Annotated in this window: 14 protein-coding genes; 7 read left to right on the forward strand and 7 right to left on the reverse strand. The window is 64.8% G+C overall.

The genetic code is table 11. The annotated features are described in order from the left end of the window. Positions 1-106 precede the first annotated feature (106 nt). The 5 genes from EJC47_RS02490 to EJC47_RS02510 are packed head-to-tail and all read left to right on the forward strand — an operon-like array spanning position 107 to position 4,844. The gene (locus tag EJC47_RS02490; protein WP_126845348.1) at positions 107-1,393 is read left to right on the forward strand and encodes a pyruvate dehydrogenase complex dihydrolipoamide acetyltransferase; all 1,287 of its coding nucleotides are present in this window, start codon (positions 107-109) and stop codon (positions 1,391-1,393) included. A gap of 7 nt (positions 1,394-1,400) precedes the next feature. Then, positions 1,401-1,613 (forward strand): hypothetical protein, encoded by a 213-nt coding sequence (locus EJC47_RS02495; RefSeq protein WP_126845349.1) that lies wholly within the window; start codon positions 1,401-1,403, stop codon positions 1,611-1,613. Beyond that, positions 1,588-2,001 (forward strand): acyl-CoA thioesterase, encoded by a 414-nt coding sequence (locus EJC47_RS02500; protein ID WP_409574466.1) that lies wholly within the window; start codon positions 1,588-1,590, stop codon positions 1,999-2,001. The genes EJC47_RS02495 and EJC47_RS02500 overlap by 26 nt, the downstream gene beginning before the upstream one ends. After that, a complete protein-coding gene (gene lpdA, locus EJC47_RS02505; RefSeq protein ID WP_126845350.1) occupies positions 1,994-3,388 on the forward strand; it encodes a dihydrolipoyl dehydrogenase in 1,395 nt (464 codons plus the stop codon). Before EJC47_RS02500 ends, lpdA begins: the two co-directional genes overlap by 8 nt. A gap of 40 nt (positions 3,389-3,428) precedes the next feature. Then, the gene (locus tag EJC47_RS02510) at positions 3,429-4,844 is read left to right on the forward strand and encodes a hypothetical protein (RefSeq protein WP_033967111.1); all 1,416 of its coding nucleotides are present in this window, start codon (positions 3,429-3,431) and stop codon (positions 4,842-4,844) included. Between the two features lie 80 nt (positions 4,845-4,924). Here the strand turns inward: EJC47_RS02510 and EJC47_RS02515 are convergent, their stop codons facing one another. Both EJC47_RS02515 and EJC47_RS02520 read right to left on the reverse strand, forming a co-directional pair. After that, positions 4,925-5,428 (reverse strand): bactofilin family protein, encoded by a 504-nt coding sequence (locus EJC47_RS02515; RefSeq protein WP_052192536.1) that lies wholly within the window; start codon positions 5,426-5,428, stop codon positions 4,925-4,927. A 63-nt stretch (positions 5,429-5,491) separates the two neighbouring features. Further along, positions 5,492-6,520 (reverse strand): hypothetical protein, encoded by a 1,029-nt coding sequence (locus tag EJC47_RS02520; protein WP_033967119.1) that lies wholly within the window; start codon positions 6,518-6,520, stop codon positions 5,492-5,494. Positions 6,521-6,763: 243 nt separating this feature from the next. Between EJC47_RS02520 and EJC47_RS02525 the strand changes: the two genes are divergently transcribed. Further along, on the forward strand, positions 6,764-7,096 hold the full coding sequence (locus tag EJC47_RS02525; protein WP_052192537.1) for a phasin family protein: 333 nt from the start codon (positions 6,764-6,766) through the stop codon (positions 7,094-7,096). Positions 7,097-7,150: 54 nt separating this feature from the next. Here the strand turns inward: EJC47_RS02525 and EJC47_RS02530 are convergent, their stop codons facing one another. The 5 genes from EJC47_RS02530 to EJC47_RS02550 form a co-directional block, all read right to left on the reverse strand. Next, positions 7,151-7,642, reverse strand: a complete 492-nt coding sequence (locus EJC47_RS02530; protein ID WP_260591451.1) for a GNAT family N-acetyltransferase — start codon at positions 7,640-7,642, stop codon at positions 7,151-7,153. A 198-nt stretch (positions 7,643-7,840) separates the two neighbouring features. Continuing rightward, positions 7,841-9,322 carry an efflux transporter outer membrane subunit gene (locus tag EJC47_RS02535; protein ID WP_126845351.1) on the reverse strand — a complete coding sequence of 494 codons (1,482 nt, stop codon included), beginning with the start codon at positions 9,320-9,322 and terminating at the stop codon, positions 7,841-7,843. After that, positions 9,319-12,513 (reverse strand): efflux RND transporter permease subunit, encoded by a 3,195-nt coding sequence (locus EJC47_RS02540; protein ID WP_126845352.1) that lies wholly within the window; start codon positions 12,511-12,513, stop codon positions 9,319-9,321. The genes EJC47_RS02535 and EJC47_RS02540 overlap by 4 nt, the downstream gene beginning before the upstream one ends. 6 nt (positions 12,514-12,519) lie before the next feature. After that, a complete protein-coding gene (locus EJC47_RS02545; protein WP_126845353.1) occupies positions 12,520-13,701 on the reverse strand; it encodes an efflux RND transporter periplasmic adaptor subunit in 1,182 nt (393 codons plus the stop codon). Between the two features lie 142 nt (positions 13,702-13,843). Continuing rightward, positions 13,844-14,026: a hypothetical protein gene (locus EJC47_RS02550; protein ID WP_033967126.1), complete on the reverse strand. Its 183-nt coding sequence runs from the start codon at positions 14,024-14,026 to the stop codon at positions 13,844-13,846. A gap of 119 nt (positions 14,027-14,145) precedes the next feature. Between EJC47_RS02550 and EJC47_RS02555 the strand changes: the two genes are divergently transcribed. Next, positions 14,146-16,692, forward strand: a complete 2,547-nt coding sequence (locus EJC47_RS02555) for a TonB-dependent receptor (protein WP_126845354.1) — start codon at positions 14,146-14,148, stop codon at positions 16,690-16,692. The last annotated feature ends 26 nt before the right edge of the window (positions 16,693-16,718 follow it).

Consider the following 16,718-nt stretch of genomic DNA (forward strand, 5'->3'; position numbering starts at 1 on the left):
GCTTAAGTGGGGCGAACCGATGCGTCTGACAAGCAGTGGTCTTGACCGTTCGCGCATCGGGCGCGAGAGACGGGCGCTACGGATTCGGTTAGATGAGGACGCGTTGATGCCGGTCGAAATCAAAATGCCAGCTCTCTCCCCCACGATGGAGGAAGGCACGCTGGCGAAATGGCTGGTGAAAGAGGGCGATACGGTCAAATCCGGCGACCTGATGGCCGAGATCGAAACCGACAAGGCCACGATGGAATTCGAGGCGGTCGATGAAGGGGTGATCGGCAAGATCCTGGTCGCGGAAGGGACTGACAATGTGAAGGTCGGCACCGTCATCGCCACGCTGATCGCCGAGGGCGAGAGCGCCGATGCGGCCCCCGCGCCGAAGGCTGCGCCGGTTGGTGCGGCTCCGGTCGCGGCACCTGCGCCGGTGGCGGCCAAGGCGGCCCCCGCACCAACCCCTGCCGCCCCTGCGCCGAAGGCCGAGAGCGGCGATCGCGTGAAGGCGAGCCCGCTCGCGCGCCGGATCGCGACGGAAAAGAGCATTGATCTGGCGAGCCTGACGGGTTCGGGCCCCAATGGGCGCATCGTGAAGGCGGACGTCGACGGCGCGAAGGCCGGTGCCGCACCGGCCCCCAAGGCCGTTGAAGCCGCAGCTCCCTCTGCCGCTCCCGTCGCGGTCGCCCCGGCCAAGCCCGCCGCAATCCCCGACATTCCGCACACCGCCGAAAAGCTCAGCAACGTGCGCAAGACGATTGCGCGTCGCTTGACCGAATCGAAGCAGACGGTTCCGCACATTTACCTGACGGTCGACATCCGGCTCGACGCGCTGCTCAAGCTGCGCGGCGATCTCAACAAGGGGCTCGAGGGCCGCGGCGTGAAGCTGTCGGTCAACGATCTGCTGATCAAGGCGCTCGCCGCCAGCCTGATCCAGGTGCCCAAGTGCAACGTGATGTTCACGCCGGACCAGCTGATCAGCTTCAGCCGCGCCGACATTTCGGTCGCGGTGTCGACGCCGACCGGGCTGATCACTCCGATCGTCGCCGGGGCCGACACCAAGGGTGTGGCCGCGATCTCGACCGAGATGAAGGATCTCGCCGCGCGCGCCCGCGATGGCAAGCTGAAGCCCGAGGAATATCAGGGCGGTACCGCCTCGCTCAGCAACATGGGCATGTACGGGATCAAGCAGTTCGAGGCGGTGATCAACCCGCCGCAGGGCATGATCATGGCGATCGGCGCGGGCGAGAAGCGCCCCTATATCCTCGACGACGCGCTCGGCGTGGCGACGGTGATGTCGGCGACGGGCAGCTTCGATCATCGTGCGATCGATGGCGCGGACGGCGCGCAACTGATGCAGGCGTTCAAGACGCTGGTCGAAGCGCCGCTGTCGATGCTGGCATAAGCCTGTCATGCGGCGCACTCTGATCGAGGTGTTTCACATCGCGGTTGGCGTGCTCGCCACCGCAGTTCTGGCGGCGGGGGCGGTTTGGGCGCTCCCGCACGCGTCCGACACGATCTGGGCGGTTGCTTATGGCGTGATGGTCGTGGTGGTCGCCATGGGCATTCGGCCGCTGCGGGATGCATGGCGCAGCGATCATGGCGGTCGGTCCCTCGATGAGTGACCTGCAGCCTGATAGCGCGCCTGCCATTCGCGCCACCGCGATGGCGTGCGACGCCAATCCCTATGGCAAGATCTTCGTCGGCTGGCTGATGGGGCAAATGGCGCTGGCCGCCGGATCGGTCGCCTCGCGCTTTTGCGGCGCACGCGCGCCGGTGGTGGCGGCCGATGGGTTCAGTTTCACCGCTCCGGTCGAGATTGGCGATGAGGTGAGCTTTCATGCCGAGATCGTTGGCACCGGGCGGACCTCGATGAATGTCGCCGTACAGGTCTGGCGACGCGACCGGCACGGCGAGGGCACCTCGCGCGCCGCGGCCGGGCGCTTTACATTGGTTTCGATGGGGGAGGACGGTCGTCCGCTCCCGCTACAAGAAGGATCCTCCCTTGGCTGATACGTTCGATCTCGTCATCCTCGGCTCCGGCCCCGGCGGCTATGTCGCCGCCATTCGCGCGGCGCAGCTCGGGCTCAAGACGGCCATTGTCGAGCGCGAGCGGCTGGGGGGCATTTGCCTCAACTGGGGCTGCATCCCGACCAAGGCGCTGCTGCGTACCTCGGAAATCTATCATTACATGCAGCACGCCGAATCCTATGGCCTGAAGGCCGAGAAGGTCGGTTTCGACTTGCCCAAGATCGTCGAGCGCAGCCGCAAGGTCGCGGGCCAGCTGAACGCAGGCGTGAAAGGCCTGATGAAGAAGAACAAGGTCACGGTGTATGAAGGTGTCGGCACGCTGACCGGCAAGGGTAAACTCAGCGTCAAGCAGGGCGACAAGACCTCCGAGCTGGAAGCCAAGCACATCATCATCGCCACTGGCGCGCGCGCGCGCGATTTGCCTTTCGCCAAGGCCGATGGCGAGCGCATCTGGACCTATCGCCACGCGATGGTGCCGACCGAAATGCCGACCAAGCTGCTGGTCATCGGCTCGGGCGCGATCGGCGTGGAGTTTGCGAGCTTCTACAATGACATGGGCGCGGATGTTACGATCGTCGAGATGCTTCCGCGCATTCTGCCGGTGGAAGACGAAGAAGTCTCCGCTTTCATGGACAAGGCGCTGACCAAGCAGGGAATCAAGCTGTTGACCGGCACCGGTCTGGAGGGCCTGACCACCTCGGCCAAGGGCGTTACCGCAAAGATCAAGGGCAAGGACGGCAAGGTGACCTCCGAGGAGTTCAGCCATGTCATCGTCGCCATCGGCATCGTGCCCAATACCGAGAATATCGGGCTGGAAGCGCTGGGGATCGAAACCGATCGCGGCCACATCAAGGTCGATGGCTATGCCCGCACCAATGTCGAGGGGATCTATGCGATCGGCGACGTGACCGGCGCACCGTGGCTGGCGCACAAGGCCAGCCATGAGGGCATCGTCTGCGTCGAGGCACTGGCGGGCCTCAAGCCGCATCCGTTCGACAAGTGGAACATCCCCGGCTGCACCTATTCGCGCCCGCAAGTCGCGAGCGTGGGGCTGACCGAGGCCAAGGCCAAGGAAGCGGGTTACGAGCTGAAGGTCGGCAAATTCCCCTTCATCGGCAATGGCAAGGCGATTGCGCTCGGCGAGGCCGAGGGTTTCGTGAAGACGGTGTTCGACGCCAAGACCGGCGAATTGCTCGGCGCACACATGGTCGGTGCCGAAGTGACCGAACTGATCCAGGGCTATGTCATCGCGCGCCAGCTCGAGACGACCGAGGCCGAGCTGATGGAAACGGTGTTCGCGCACCCGACGCTCAGCGAAATGATGCACGAAAGCGTGCTCGGCGCGTACGGTCGCGCGTTGCACATCTGATGGATGCTCGTGCGCCCGTAGCGGGACGTCCGCGACCTATATGATACCGTCGCCGCCCCGCATCTGGACGGTTGCCGGGGTGACGCTGCTATTGCTGGCGGGCGCGCTGGCGCTGTTCTGGCCGGGCATCGCGATGTACGATAGCGTCGGCCAGTTCGCCCAGGTGCTGAGCGGGGCCTATGAAGACTGGCACCCGCCCGCGATGGCACGGATGTGGAGCCTGCTCCACGCCGCCTTCGGTGGCACAAGCGAGCCGATGTTCGTTGCACAGATGGTGTTGTATTGGGCCGGGTTCGGCCTGATCGCAGCGGCGTTGGCGCGGCTGGGGCGGGGCGGGGCGGCTGCGGCCGTGCTGGCGATTGGCGCGCTGCCGCTGTTCCTCGGTTGGCAAGCGGTGGTGCTCAAGGACACGCAAATGCTGGGTGCCGTGCTGGCGGCGTGTGGTGCGGTCGCGTGGTGGCGGCTCCGGGGTGCGCGCGTCCCGGTATGGGCGCTGATCGCGGTGGCGGCGTTGCTGGCTTATGCCACGCTGGTGCGCGCAAATGCGGTGTTCGCAACCGTGCCGCTGGCGGTGATGCTGTTCGGGACGGGGCGCTGGTGGACGCGGCTCGCGCTCGGTCTGGCGGGCGTGGCGGCGGTGTTGATGGTATCACCGATCCTCAATCACGGACCGTTGGGAGCGACGTCGAGCGGGGTCGAGCGAACCGAAGCGCTCTATGATCTGGCCGGAATTGCGGTGCGCGCGCCCGATACGGCGATTGGCTTTACTCCGCTCGAAGCGCGGGCATTGCAGGCCGGGCATTGCGTAAAACCCTATTTCTGGGATCCGCTGGGCGAGGAAACGCGTTGCGCACCCATCGTGGCGCGCCTGCAGCGATTGCCTGCCGGAGCCCTCTATCGAATGCTGGTCGCCGCGATCTTTCGCAATCCCGTCGCCTATGCGGCGCACCGTCTGGCGCATTTCAATTCTACCGAGCGCTGGCTGGTGCCGGCTGGCTGGGCAGGGGCGGCTCCGCCCGCGCGGAGCGAGCCCAACGATTTTGCCCTTGGCAATCCCGGCGTGGTGGCGCGCGGGTGGCAGGTGGCCGCGCGGTGGATGGCGGAAACGCCGCTCGGGTGGCCCTTTGCGTGGCTGACGGTTGCGATCGTCGGGCTGGCGGTGGCCGCTCCCCGTGCGAGCGGACCGCCGCGTGACCTGGCGCTGGCGCTGTTGGTTTCGGCGATCACGCTGGAGCTGAGTTTCGGCGTGCTGAGCATTGCCTCGGACCTGCGCTACCATTTGTGGCCGATGGTTGCGACGGCACTGGCGACGGTGCTGTTGTGGGGGGACTGGCGGCAAAGCAAGCGCGCTGGGCGGATCGGCGGACTGGCCCTTGCCGTGGTGCTGGTTGCTGGAACCGTGGCACGGCTGACCCTGCCGACTCCGCCGACCAGCTATCGCGATTTGCTGCGGTAGGAAACGCGGCGGTTGATGACCGCGCCCGGCCAAGCACGCCAACCCTTTGGATCGCAATGCTTGGGCCGGGGGGGAGTCGATCAGGCGGCGGTCGGTGCCGTCGTAAATTGCACCACATCGTCGTCGCGTTTCGCGGTGACGGGTGGGGTGCGGTCGAAGGCGCGCGTGCCGGAGTCGGCCGCGATGTGCTTCAGACGCCCATCAATCGAGGCACCGGTTTCGATCGCGATCGATTCATATTCGACATCGCCGACGATGCGGGCAGCCCGTTCGATCGTAAGCTGACGGACCGAGACCGAGCCCTCGATCGCACCGGCAAGGCGTGCGATTTCGGCGGTTACCGCACCGTTGATGCGGCTGTCATTGCCCTGGACGAGCGTCGCGCAATGGACGTCCCCGTCGACCCGACCGTCGATGTGCAAATCTGCGGTGGCCGCGACATTTCCGGTGATCACCACGTCTGGGCCAAGGACCGAGAACATGCCACGCTTGCCATTGGCGTTTTGCGACAGCGTCGGCGGCGCTGGGGGAAGCCCCGAACCCGCATCCCGGTCGCCGCGCGAATTGCTCGTGAAAATCGCCATCTACCTGTCCCCACACACCCCGAATCTGGAGTTTTGCTACCATAGCCTGCAGAAATTACAGAACTAAGTTCTCGCGGGCTGGCGTGCCATAAGGGGATTGTCGTTGGCTGCGGGCTTCAGGACGCTGCGCGCGAGCCACAGCGTTGCCGTCACCAGCGCTCCCGCGCCAAGGATGGCGAGGCCGCCAAGCCCCGATAGGTCCGCCAAAACGCCAAGCGCCGATCCGGCTTGTACCAGTAATGCGATGCGCCAGCTCGCAGGGTCGCGCTTGCTCAGCGCGAGGATCAGCACGAGCATGTCGGCGAGAAAGACGCCGCTTGGGTGGAGGTGCGGCAGTAGCCCCGCCATGATCAGCGAAGCGAGCAAGGCCGCCGCCACAAGCGAATGCCCGCTCAGTCGCAGCGTTGAAATACGCGCGACATAGGCACCGCTGACCCCGATAGTCGCCGCTAAGGCGAGTCCGGACAGCGGAACTCCCCCGAGGGGGAGCACCTGTACGATCGTCCAGATATTGGGGGCATTGACCGAAAGCTGCTGAACGCCGTCGGCCTTCACGAAAAAGGCGCAGGCCCAGCCGCCTATTGGCCAGCCTGCCGCGAAACGCGCCGCCAGCGTCGCTGCGGCGACCAGCGGGGCGACTGCCCAACGGTATACCGGGACGCGCCGATCGATGAGCAATGCCAGAAAAAAGGGCGCGACGAACATCGCCTGCGGATCGATGCCCAGAGCGCTCCCCCAGCACAGCAGCATCAGGATATGGCGGCGATCGAGCGCTGCGGCGAGCGCCATCAGACAGGCTGCCATCCACAGTGCATCGTTCAGGTCGGCCAGGCCCGCACCGAACAGGACGCACGGCCCAAGCGCGAAAAGCGCTGCACGTCGGCCGGGCTCGGCCGTATCGAGCCGCCGCAGTACCGCCAGCCCGGCAAGTGCCACGACAACGATGCCAAGCAGAGCGCAAAATGCGGCAAAGGGCGTCGCCCAAAGCGTGGCGGCAATGACGAACGCCCCGGCAATCGGCAGCGACACGGCTACTGGCGGCAAGCGCTGCCGTTCCGGGCGCGCAGGCATCGTGATGAAGGCGGCGTTCACCCGTTTGTCTTGCCAATGTCGGGCTAAGGCCGCGTTAAGGTCGCAGCCGTTCTTTGCAGAGAAGCCAACGCCTCTTGCTCCGGGACGCGGCGAGGTTCACCATCGGTGCCGCGACGCATAAGACGTCGGCCGGAGAGTGACGATGCTGCAGCCAAGCGGCGAGAGACCGCCACCCTTCGTCTGCTCGTGCGTTGACGCGACTGACCGTTTGAAGACGGCGTATCAGCAGAAGGAAACGAGCGCATGACGGATACAGCAAGCGACGCTTTCAAGGAGACAATCGCCGATCCGGCCAAAAAGGCGGCGGAATCGATTCGCGACGCCGGCACGAAGATCGCCGAGAACAGCGCCAGTGTGGGGCTTAAGTTGCTGGACCAGGCCGAAACCAACACGCGAGAGGCGTTTGCCGCGATGCGCGCTGCCGCCTCAGCCAAGGATCTTTCGGAAGTGATGAAGATTCAAGGCGAATTTCTGCGCGAACAGGGCAGCCGCAGCATGACCCAGGCGCGCGAAATCGGTGAAGTGATCCTGCAATTCGGTCGCGACGCAGTGGGGGCAGTGCGCGGGGACGCGTGACCGGACAAGGGCGCTCGCTCCGGGTGCCCTTGTCTGCGGACAATAAGGGGAGGGTCAGGCTGGGTCCTCGGCAGTCCGGGATTTCCCGGCAACGGGCATATCATGGCTGAGAATGGTGAGGTCATAGGCCGTCCCGGCGCGATCGCGGACTTGGCCTTTGAGCAGCGCCTCGGCGCGGAAGCCCAGGCTCTCGAACAGCATCACCGATCCTATCTGATCCGGGGTCATCTGTGCGGTCAATTTGGTGAGGCCACGGTCCATCGCGATCGCGTAAATGCCCTCCAGCAAATCGCGGCCCAGCCCGGCCCCCCGCTTCTCCGGCGAGACGAGCAAACGGACTTCGCCGACATGGCCGCTCCAGCCCAGCGGGTCGCGCACCAACGCCGCCGCGCCGACCAGCCTCCCCTGATCGTCCTCGGCGATGAGGCTGTCGATCGCACCTTCGCCGATCGCCTCAACCCAGGCGGCGATCACGCGCGGATGCCGCAAATCCCGTCCGAGGAACAACAGGTCATGCTCGGGCAAGCGTTCGGCAAAAGCTTGCATCGCCGTTTCGTCTTTTGCCGCGAACCGGCGAATGTGATGACCCATGCTGATCGTTTCCCCAAAGCCCCCGCGATCAAGCCTGGCCTATGCCATCCGATCGACCGCTCCGGCACCGAGGCTGGCATGCCCGTCTGCGATTGTCACCTCTCGCGCGGGTAAAATGTTTCTCAATCCCCAGTCCCGCGTCCAGTCCGGCGATCACGGGCGCGGTGTGACCGGTTGCGGACCTGCCGGAGTAACGTCCAACGCCGCATCCCCGCCAAGTGCCCGGTACAGCGTCACCAGATTGGTGGCCCCGGTCAATTGCGTCGTTACGAGCGTCCGCTGCGCCGAATAGAGCGATCGTTGCGCGACCAGGCTCTGCAGGAAGGTGTCGATCCCACCGCGATAGCGCGCCTCCGACAGGCGGTAATTGTCACCCGCGGATTTGGTCAGTGCCTCTTGCGCCGCCAGTTGGTTTCCGATCGTGCCGCGGCGGGCAAGCGCATTGGCCACTTCGGAAAAGGCGGTCTGTATCGATTTTTCATAGCTGGCGAGCGCCGCGTCGCGTTGTGCCTGCGATTGCGCGACACCGGCACGGCCAGCCCCCGCGCGGAAAATCGGATAGCTCGCGCTGGGCGCAACCGAATAATTGAAGGCACCGCCAGTGAACAGGCTGCTGAGCGAGGTGCTGGCGAGCCCGGCGAGGGCGGTCAGCGAGATGCGCGGGAACAGCGCCGCCCGCGCGGCACCGATCTGGGCATTGGCGGCGCGCAGCGTATATTCGGCCTGCACCACGTCGGGGCGGCGCAGCAAGATGCCCGAATCGAGCCCCGCAGGCAGCTCTGCGATCGTCGGGGCGGCTTCGTCGATAGAAGCCGGCAGCAAGGTCGGGTCGACCGGCGCGCCAACCAGCAACTGCAGGGCGTTGATGTCCTGCGCGACGGCGGTGGTTTGGGTTGCGAGGTCGGACAGCGCGGTTTGCTGAACGATCTGCGCCTGGTCGAGGTCGGTGCGCGGCGCGACGCCGCCGTCGAGCCGCGCCTTGGTGAGCGTGACGCTGCGCTGCGCGTTGTCCGCGGTATCGCGCGCGATCTTCAACAGGCTCTGGTCCGAGGCATAATTGAGCCAGGCGGAAGCGATGTCACCGACCAAGGTCAGTCGGGTTGCGCGCGCGGCGGATTCGGTCGCGAAATAGCTGTTCTGCGCGGCGGTGGTCAGCGAGCGAACGCGACCGAACAGATCGATTTCGAACGCCGTAATGCCCAGGCTGGCCGAATATGTGTCGCGAACCCCCGATCCGCCGGTCGTTGTGCCGCCGCTCGTCGATCCGCCGGTGCTGCCCGAGGAGACGCCACTGGTCCCGTTGTCGCGATGGCTGAAGCTGAGCCCGCCATCGACTTCGGGCAACAATGCCGCGCGCTGAATGCGATATTGCGCGCGCGCCGTCGCGATATTGGCGGCCGCGATCCGTAGATCGCGATTGTTGACCAGCGCCTGCTCGACGATCTTTTGCAGGCGCGGATCGCGGAAAATGTCGCGATAACTGACGCTCGGCAGCGCCGCTTCGCTCTGTTTCAGATACGCATCGCCGACGGGCCAACTCGGCGGCACGGGCAGATCTGGCCGCACATATTTGGGGGCCATCGAACACGCTGCGAGTGACGTCAGCGCGATCAGCGGGATGGTTTTGCGGATCATGCCGTCGTCTCCGGCTGGCCTGGGGCCGCAGCGGGCGGGGTGGGGTGTTCGTGGTGCAGATGCTTCAACACGTCGCGTGTGCCCCGGCGGACCAGCACGAAGAACAGCGGAATGTAGAAGATGGCGAGGATCGTCGCGGTCAGCATTCCGCCGATCACCGCGGTACCGATGGCGATGCGGCTGTTTGCGCCCGCGCCGGTCGAAATGGCGAGCGGCAGCACGCCGAAGATGAAGGCGAAGCTGGTCATCAAAATCGGCCGCAAGCGAATGCGCGCGGCCTCCAGCGCAGCCTCGATCACGCGCTTGCCCGATTTTTCGGCCTGTTCCGCAAATTCGATCATCAGGATCGCGTTCTTCGCGGCAAGGCCCATCGTCGTCAGCAGCCCGATTTGCAAATAGACGTCGTTCTGCAGCCCGCGCAGCGTGACCGCGAAGATCGCACCGACCAGCCCGAGCGGGATGACCAGCAGCACCGCGATCGGGATCGACCAGCTTTCATACAAAGCGGCAAGGCACAGGAACACGACCAGCAGCGAAATGCCGTAGAGGAACGGTGCCTGTCCCGAGGACAGTCGTTCCTGATAGGACAGACCGCTCCACGCCACGCTGATGCCGGGATAGTGCGCGGCCAGTTCGCTCATGCGGTTCATCGCCGTACCCGAGCTGGTGCCCGGGGCGGCCTGGCCGGACAGCTCATAGGACGAGATGCCCGAGAAACGGGCGAGCGTCGGCGGGGTCTTGCTCCATGAAATGGTGGAGAAAGCGGAGAAGGGGGCCATTTCCCCGCTCGATCCGCGGACATACCATTGCGCAAGATTCTCGGGGGCCGCGCGGTACTGCGCGTCGCCCTGGACATAGACGCGTTTCACCCGACCGCGATCGTTGAAATCGTTGACGTAGCGGCCGCCCCAGGCGGTCGCCAAGGTAGTGTTGACGTCCGACTGGGTGAGCCCGAGCGCGCTGAGTTTCTGCGCGTCGAGATCGACCTTGAGCGTCGGCTGATCGTCAAGGTCGGTTGGGCGCACGGCGGCCAATGTCGGATCGGCGCGCGCCGCCGCAAGCAAGCTGTCGCGCGCGGCCTTGAAATCGGTGCGGCTCAGCCCGCCGGTATTCTGCAACTCCATCGTAAAGCCGTTGGATTGCCCAAGTCCGCGCACGATCGGCGGGACGGTCGCGTAAAATTCGACGTCGCGCAGCCCGCTCAGGGCCTTGGTCGCGCGTTGGGTGATCGCGTCGGCCCCGTTGACCGCGCCCTTGCGATCGGCCCAATCCTTGAGCGCGATGAAGCCGCGGCCGGCATTCTGCCCGCCGGCCACGCCGCCGCCGCCCGAGCCGGCAACCGTCAGAAATCCGTCCACATTCTTGGCCTCTGGGCCGGAGAAGTATTTCTCGATCTGCATCTGCGCCGCGCGCGTCTGGTTGATCGTCGCACCGGGGGCGAGGTTGAACTGGATCTGCGCGATGCCCTGGTCCTCGGTCGGCAGAAAGCCGGTCGGCAAGCGCACGAACATGATCGCGAGGATCGCAACGACCCCGGCGTAGATCAGCAGGAACAGCCATTTGCGGTCGACCACGCGCGACACGGCATTGCCATAGCGCGTCACCATGCGGTCAAACCCGGTGTTGAACCATTCCGAGGCGCCGCGCGTCTTGCGGTCGAGCCAGCTCTCTTGCTTCGTTTTGTCCTTACGCTTCAGCAACGTGGCGGTCAGCGCCGGGGTCAGCACGAGCGCGACCAGCACGGACAGCCCCATCGCCGATACGATGGTGATCGAAAATTGCCGGTAGATCACACCGGTCGAACCGCCGAAGAACGCCATCGGCAGGAACACCGCCGACAGCACCAGTGCGATCGCGATCAGCGCGACGGTGATTTCGTCCATCGACTTGATCGTCGCGTCGCGCGGCGACATATCGGGATGTTCGTCCATCAGGCGTTCGACATTCTCGACGACGACGATCGCGTCATCGACCAGCAAACCGATCGCCAGCACCAGCCCGAACAGGGTCAGCGTGTTGATCGAAAACCCAGCCAGCGAGAAAATACCGAAGGTGCCGAGCAGCACGACGGGCACCGCAATCGTTGGAATCAAGGTCGCGCGCCAGCTTTGCAGGAACACGAACATGACGACGACGACCAGCGCGATCGCTTCCATCAGCGACTTTTCGACTTCCTCGACCGACAATTTGATGAACGCGGTCGAATCCTGCGGAAAGCTGTAGGCATAGCCATTGGGGAAGTTTTTCGAGGCGCGCTCGATCTCGCTCTTCACCAGTTCGGCGGTGCTGAGCGCATCCGCGCCCGGTGCCAGGCTGACCGCGAGACCTGCGCCGGGATGGCCGTTGACACGGCTGGTGATGCCGTAATTCTCTGAGCCGAGCTCGATCCGGCCGACGTCGGACAGCCGCACCGTCGATCCGTCGGGCTGGGTCTTGAGCACGATCGCGCGGAACTGGTCGGGGGTCGACAGGCGCGACTGCGCCGTGACCGTGGCGTTGAGCACCTGTTCGGGTCCGTTGGGCGTGCCGCCGATTTCGCCGGCCGCGACTTCGGTGTTTTGCGCGGTAATCGCGTTGACGACATCGCCCGGGATGAGGCTGTAGCTGGCGAGCTTGTTGGGATCGAGCCACACGCGCATCGCATATTGCGCGCCGAACACGTTGATATCGCCGACACCCTTCAGCCGGCCGATCGAATCCTGCAGGTTGGAAACCAGATAGTCCGACACGTCCTGGTTGGTGGTGCGATCGCTGGTGTCGTAAATCGCGGCGATCAGCAGGAAGTCGGGGTTCGACTTGGTGACGGTAATGCCCTGCTGCTGCACTTGCTGCGGCAGGCGCGGCAGGGCTTGCTGGACCTTATTCTGCACCTGCACCTGTGCGATGTCGGGATCGGTGCCCTTGGCGAAGGTCGCGGAAATGTTGACCTGGCCGCGCGAGGAGGAACTGGTGCTGAAATACAGCAAGCCATCGATGCCGGTGAGCTGTTGCTCGATCACCTGTGCGACCGACGTTTCCAGCGTCTCGGCCGATGCGCCGGGATAGGTCGCGCGGATGTTGACGTTGGGCGGGGCGATATCGGGGAATTGCTCGACGGGAAGCGTATAGATCGCGCCGATCCCGCCAAGCATGATGATGATGGCGATGACCCAGGCGAAGATCGGTCGGTCGATGAAAATGCGCGAGATCACGGGCGGTCAGCCCTTCGACTTGTCAGAGGTCGGTGCCTTGATCGTCTGCGGCGTATCGGCATTGACGGGTTTGATCGGCTGATTGGGTTTCACCTTGCCGACGCCCTGCGTAATCACTTTGTCGCCTGCGTTCAGGCCGTCGGTAACGACCCAAAACGTACCCTGCGTGCGTGGCGCGACGACCGTCTTCTGGATCGCCTTGTTGCCGGGCCCGACCACGAACACCGTCGCATTGCCCTTGGGGTCGCGCGACACCGCTTGCTGCGGCACGAGGAAGGCCTTGGTATCGATCGACTGCGCAAAGCTGGCGCGGACGAACATGCCGGGAAGCAACAACCCCTTGGGGTTCGGGAAGCGCGCGCGCAGCGTAACGGTGCCGGTTGCGGGATCGACCACGACTTCCGAAAATTCGACATCGCCGGTCGGGCCGTAATTGCTGCCATCCTCAAGCTTCAGCTGCACATCGGCGCGGGTCGGAATAGCCCCGCCCGACGCGAGCGCACGGCGCAGGCGCAGCAGATCCGCGCTCGCTTGCTGGATGTCGACATAGATGGGATCGAGCCGCTGGATCGTGGTCAGCGGGCTCGTCTGGCTTGCCGTCACCAACGCCCCTTCGGTGAAGAGCGAGCGGCCGATCCGCCCGGTGATCGGGGCAGGGACAGTGGTGAAGCGCAGGTTGATCTTCGCCGTATCGAGCGCGGCGCGATTTTGTTGGACGGCAGCCGCCGCTTGGCGCGCGACTGCGGTGGCGTCGGTATAATCCTGTTTGGCGACCGCTTCCATCTCGACAAGCGGCTTATACCGATCGGCCTTCGCCTTGGTTGCCTCGGCATTGGCGGCAGCGCTGGCGAGGTTGGCCTGCGCCTGATTTGCCGATGCGCGGTACAGGCTCGGGTCGATCTGGTAGAGCGGCTGGCCCTGGCGTACCAAAGCCCCTTCAGTGAAAAAACGATGCAGGATCAGGCCGCTGACCTGCGGCCGCACCTCCGAGCTTTGATAGGCGGCGGTCCGCCCGGCAAGTTCGGTGACGATCGGCACACTGGTTGGCTGCACGACGACGAAGCCGACTTCGGGCGACCCCTTGGCGGTGTTTTTCTTGTTCTGCGACGCAGCGCCGCAGCTGCAAAGCAGCAGGGCAGAACCGCCAAGGAGCGCAATTGTTTGCAGGGGGAAAAACCGAACCGTCATTGCTGTCCACCGCTCCGGGCCAAGTCGGCGCACGGTGGATACCCTGCGCAATCGTCGCCAAACGTTGTCTGTTAGGGATTGTTCCGGGCCCGGATCAACTGTCTCGGTTCGGCCCTAACCGACTCTATTGCGGCGCAACATGTCACCGCAGCTTGGCGATGGTCAACCCATCGGCCTTCGCGCGGTCCTTGGTAGATTCCTCGCTGCGCTTGAGCGCCTTTGCAATGGCCTTGAGCGCCATCCCCTTCTTTGCGAGGGTGTGGAGCTTCTGGATCTCGTCGGTGGTCCATGGTTGCCGGTGGCGTTCGAATCGATCTTCGCTCATAGCGGCGCGCTACCCCAATCGCGCGGCCTGCGCCAGCGTATCGCATGCGTGACACACTCTTGCGACACTTGGCGGCTAGGCGGCCAATATTGTCTCTAACCTCCATCGACGGATTTGTTATGGCTGCCACCACGACCTTGCTGACGCTCGCACTCGCGGCGACCCCCGCGCTGGCCAGCGCGCAGGCGGCACCGCAGCCGGGCCAGGCACCGCAGGCACCGGCCAAATCCACCCAGCCTCCGGCGTCGGACGATAATGAGGACGGCCCCGACATCGTCGTCCAAGGGGCCAAGCAGCCGGGCGCGGTGATTGGCGACATCCCGCCCGAGCAACAGTTGGGCCCCGCCGATATTCGTTCCTACGGCGTAAGCTCGGTCTCCGAATTGCTGACGGAACTGGCACCGCAGATCCGCAGCGATCGCGGCAGCGGCGGCGCGCCTGTCGTCCTTATCGACGGCAAGCGCATTTCCGGATTCGCAGAGATTCGCGATTTGCCGACCGAGGCAATCGCCCGCGTCGACATCCTTCCGGAGGAAGTCGCGCTGAAATATGGCTATCGCGCCGATCAGAAGGTGGTCAATTTCGTGCTGCGACGGCGCTTCCGCGCGGCGACGGTCGAGCTGTCGGACAAAAGCGCGACTGAGGGCGGTCGCGACACACCACAAGCCGAACTCGATCTGCTGGCCATTGCCAATAAGGGGCGGGTCAACCTGCACCTGGAATATCTGGCATCCGACGCGCTGACCGAGAGCGAGCGCGACATCCTGCCCACCACCAAAGCGTCGGGCACTGGCGGCAGCTCCACCAGTACGGTCGATCAACGCCCGTTTCGCACGTTGCTGCCCTCGGGCCGCACGTTCAACGCCAACACTACCTATGCGCGGACCTTCGGTGCCGTTTCGGGCACCCTGAACGCGACGCTGTCGGCAACCGATACCACGGGATTGCTTGGGCTTCCGGCCGACGCGGTGGTCGTCAACGGCGTGCCGAGCGGCAATGTCACCCCGCTCAAGCAGCGCAACTCGACCGTTGGAGCGCATCTCGGCACGGCGTTCAACGGGGCGCTGGGCGGGTGGCAATGGTCGGTTACCGGTGCCTATGATCACAATGAATCGAAGACCTTTACCGATACCGGGCTCGGGTCCGCCGCCGCTTTGGCACCGGTCAATCGCGGCTATTCGACCTCGGACGAGGGACAAGTGGACCTTCTGGTCAACGGCGCTTTGTTCAAGCTGCCGGCGGGCGAAGTCTCGACCAGCGTGCACCTCGGCGGCGATATCAGCGATTTCAGCAGCACGTCGTATCGAGCAGGACTGATTTCGCCCGGAAGTGTGTCGCGCAATACCGCCAACGGCCAGCTCAATATCGACGTGCCACTGACCAGCCGCGCCAAGAATGTGCTGCCGGTGATTGGCAGCCTGTCGGTCAACGGCAATGTCGCGGTCGATCAACTGTCGGACTTCGGCACGCTGACGACACTTGGTTATGGGCTCAATTGGTCGCCGGTGGTGCCGCTGCGGATCATCGCGTCGGTCACCGATCGCGACACCGCACCAACCGCGCAGCAACTCGGCAACCCGCAAGTGGTGACGCCCAACGTGCCGGTCTTCGATTATGTGCGCGGCGTGAATGCCGTCGTGACGACGGTTTCGGGTGGCAACCCCAATCTGATCGCGAGCAACAGCCATACGCGCAAGCTGGGTGTCACGCTAAAGCCATGGAGCACCAAGGACCTGTCGCTGTCGGCCAATTATGTCGATGTGCGTACCGAGAACCCGGTCGCCAGCTTTCCGAGCGCGAGTTCGGCGATCGAGACGGCATTTCCATCGCGCTTCACCCGCGATGCCGATGGCAACCTGCAGCGGATCGACACGCGGCCGATCAATTTCGCCGAGACCAGCCGGTCGGAACTGCGCTGGGGCATCAATTTCTCGGTGCCGCTGAAATCGAAACTGCAAAAGCAAATCGAGGCATGGCGCGCGGGCAAGGGGCCCAATCCGTTTGCTGGGATCAAGGTCCCCGACAGCGTCGCGCGGCAGATCGCGCAGGCACGGGCGGAGCGCGGCGGTGGCGCGGGCGGTCCAGGTGCGGGTGGCCCCGGCGGTCCCGGTGGCCCCGGTGGCGGTGGTGGGGGACGCGGCGGCTTTGGCGGGGGCGGGGGTGGCCGTGGTGCGCCGGGCGGCCGTCTGCAATTCGCGCTCTACCATACGTGGCATTTCACCGATCGCGTGCTGGCGCAGCAGGGTGGCCCGTCGCTCGATTTGTTGCGCGGCGATGCGATCGGCGGCAGCGGCGGTCAGCCTCGCCACGAACTGGAAGGGCAGGCCGGTTACAGCAATAACGGCATCGGCGTGCGTCTGTCGGCGAATTGGCAGAGTGCCACCAACGTCAATGGCGGCACCGCCGCCAATCCGCAGGACTTGCATTTTTCGGATCTGGCGACCGTCAGCCTGCGTCTGTTCGGCGATCTCGGGCAGCGGCTTGAGCTGGTCAAGAAGCACCCCTGGATGCGGGGAATGCGCGTCGCGGTCGCCTTCGACAACATCTTCGATTCGCGCCAGCGCGTGACGGATTCGAACGGCACGACGCCGGTCGCGTATCAGCCCGATTATCTCAACCCGCTGGGCCGGACGGTGCGCGTGTCGATCCGCAAGCTGTTCTTCTAACGGGCGATACCGACCATGCTTTTGCG

The sequence above is a fragment of the Sphingomonas sp. TF3 genome (assembly GCF_003985085.1).
In the GTDB taxonomy this organism is placed as follows: domain Bacteria; phylum Pseudomonadota; class Alphaproteobacteria; order Sphingomonadales; family Sphingomonadaceae; genus Sphingomonas.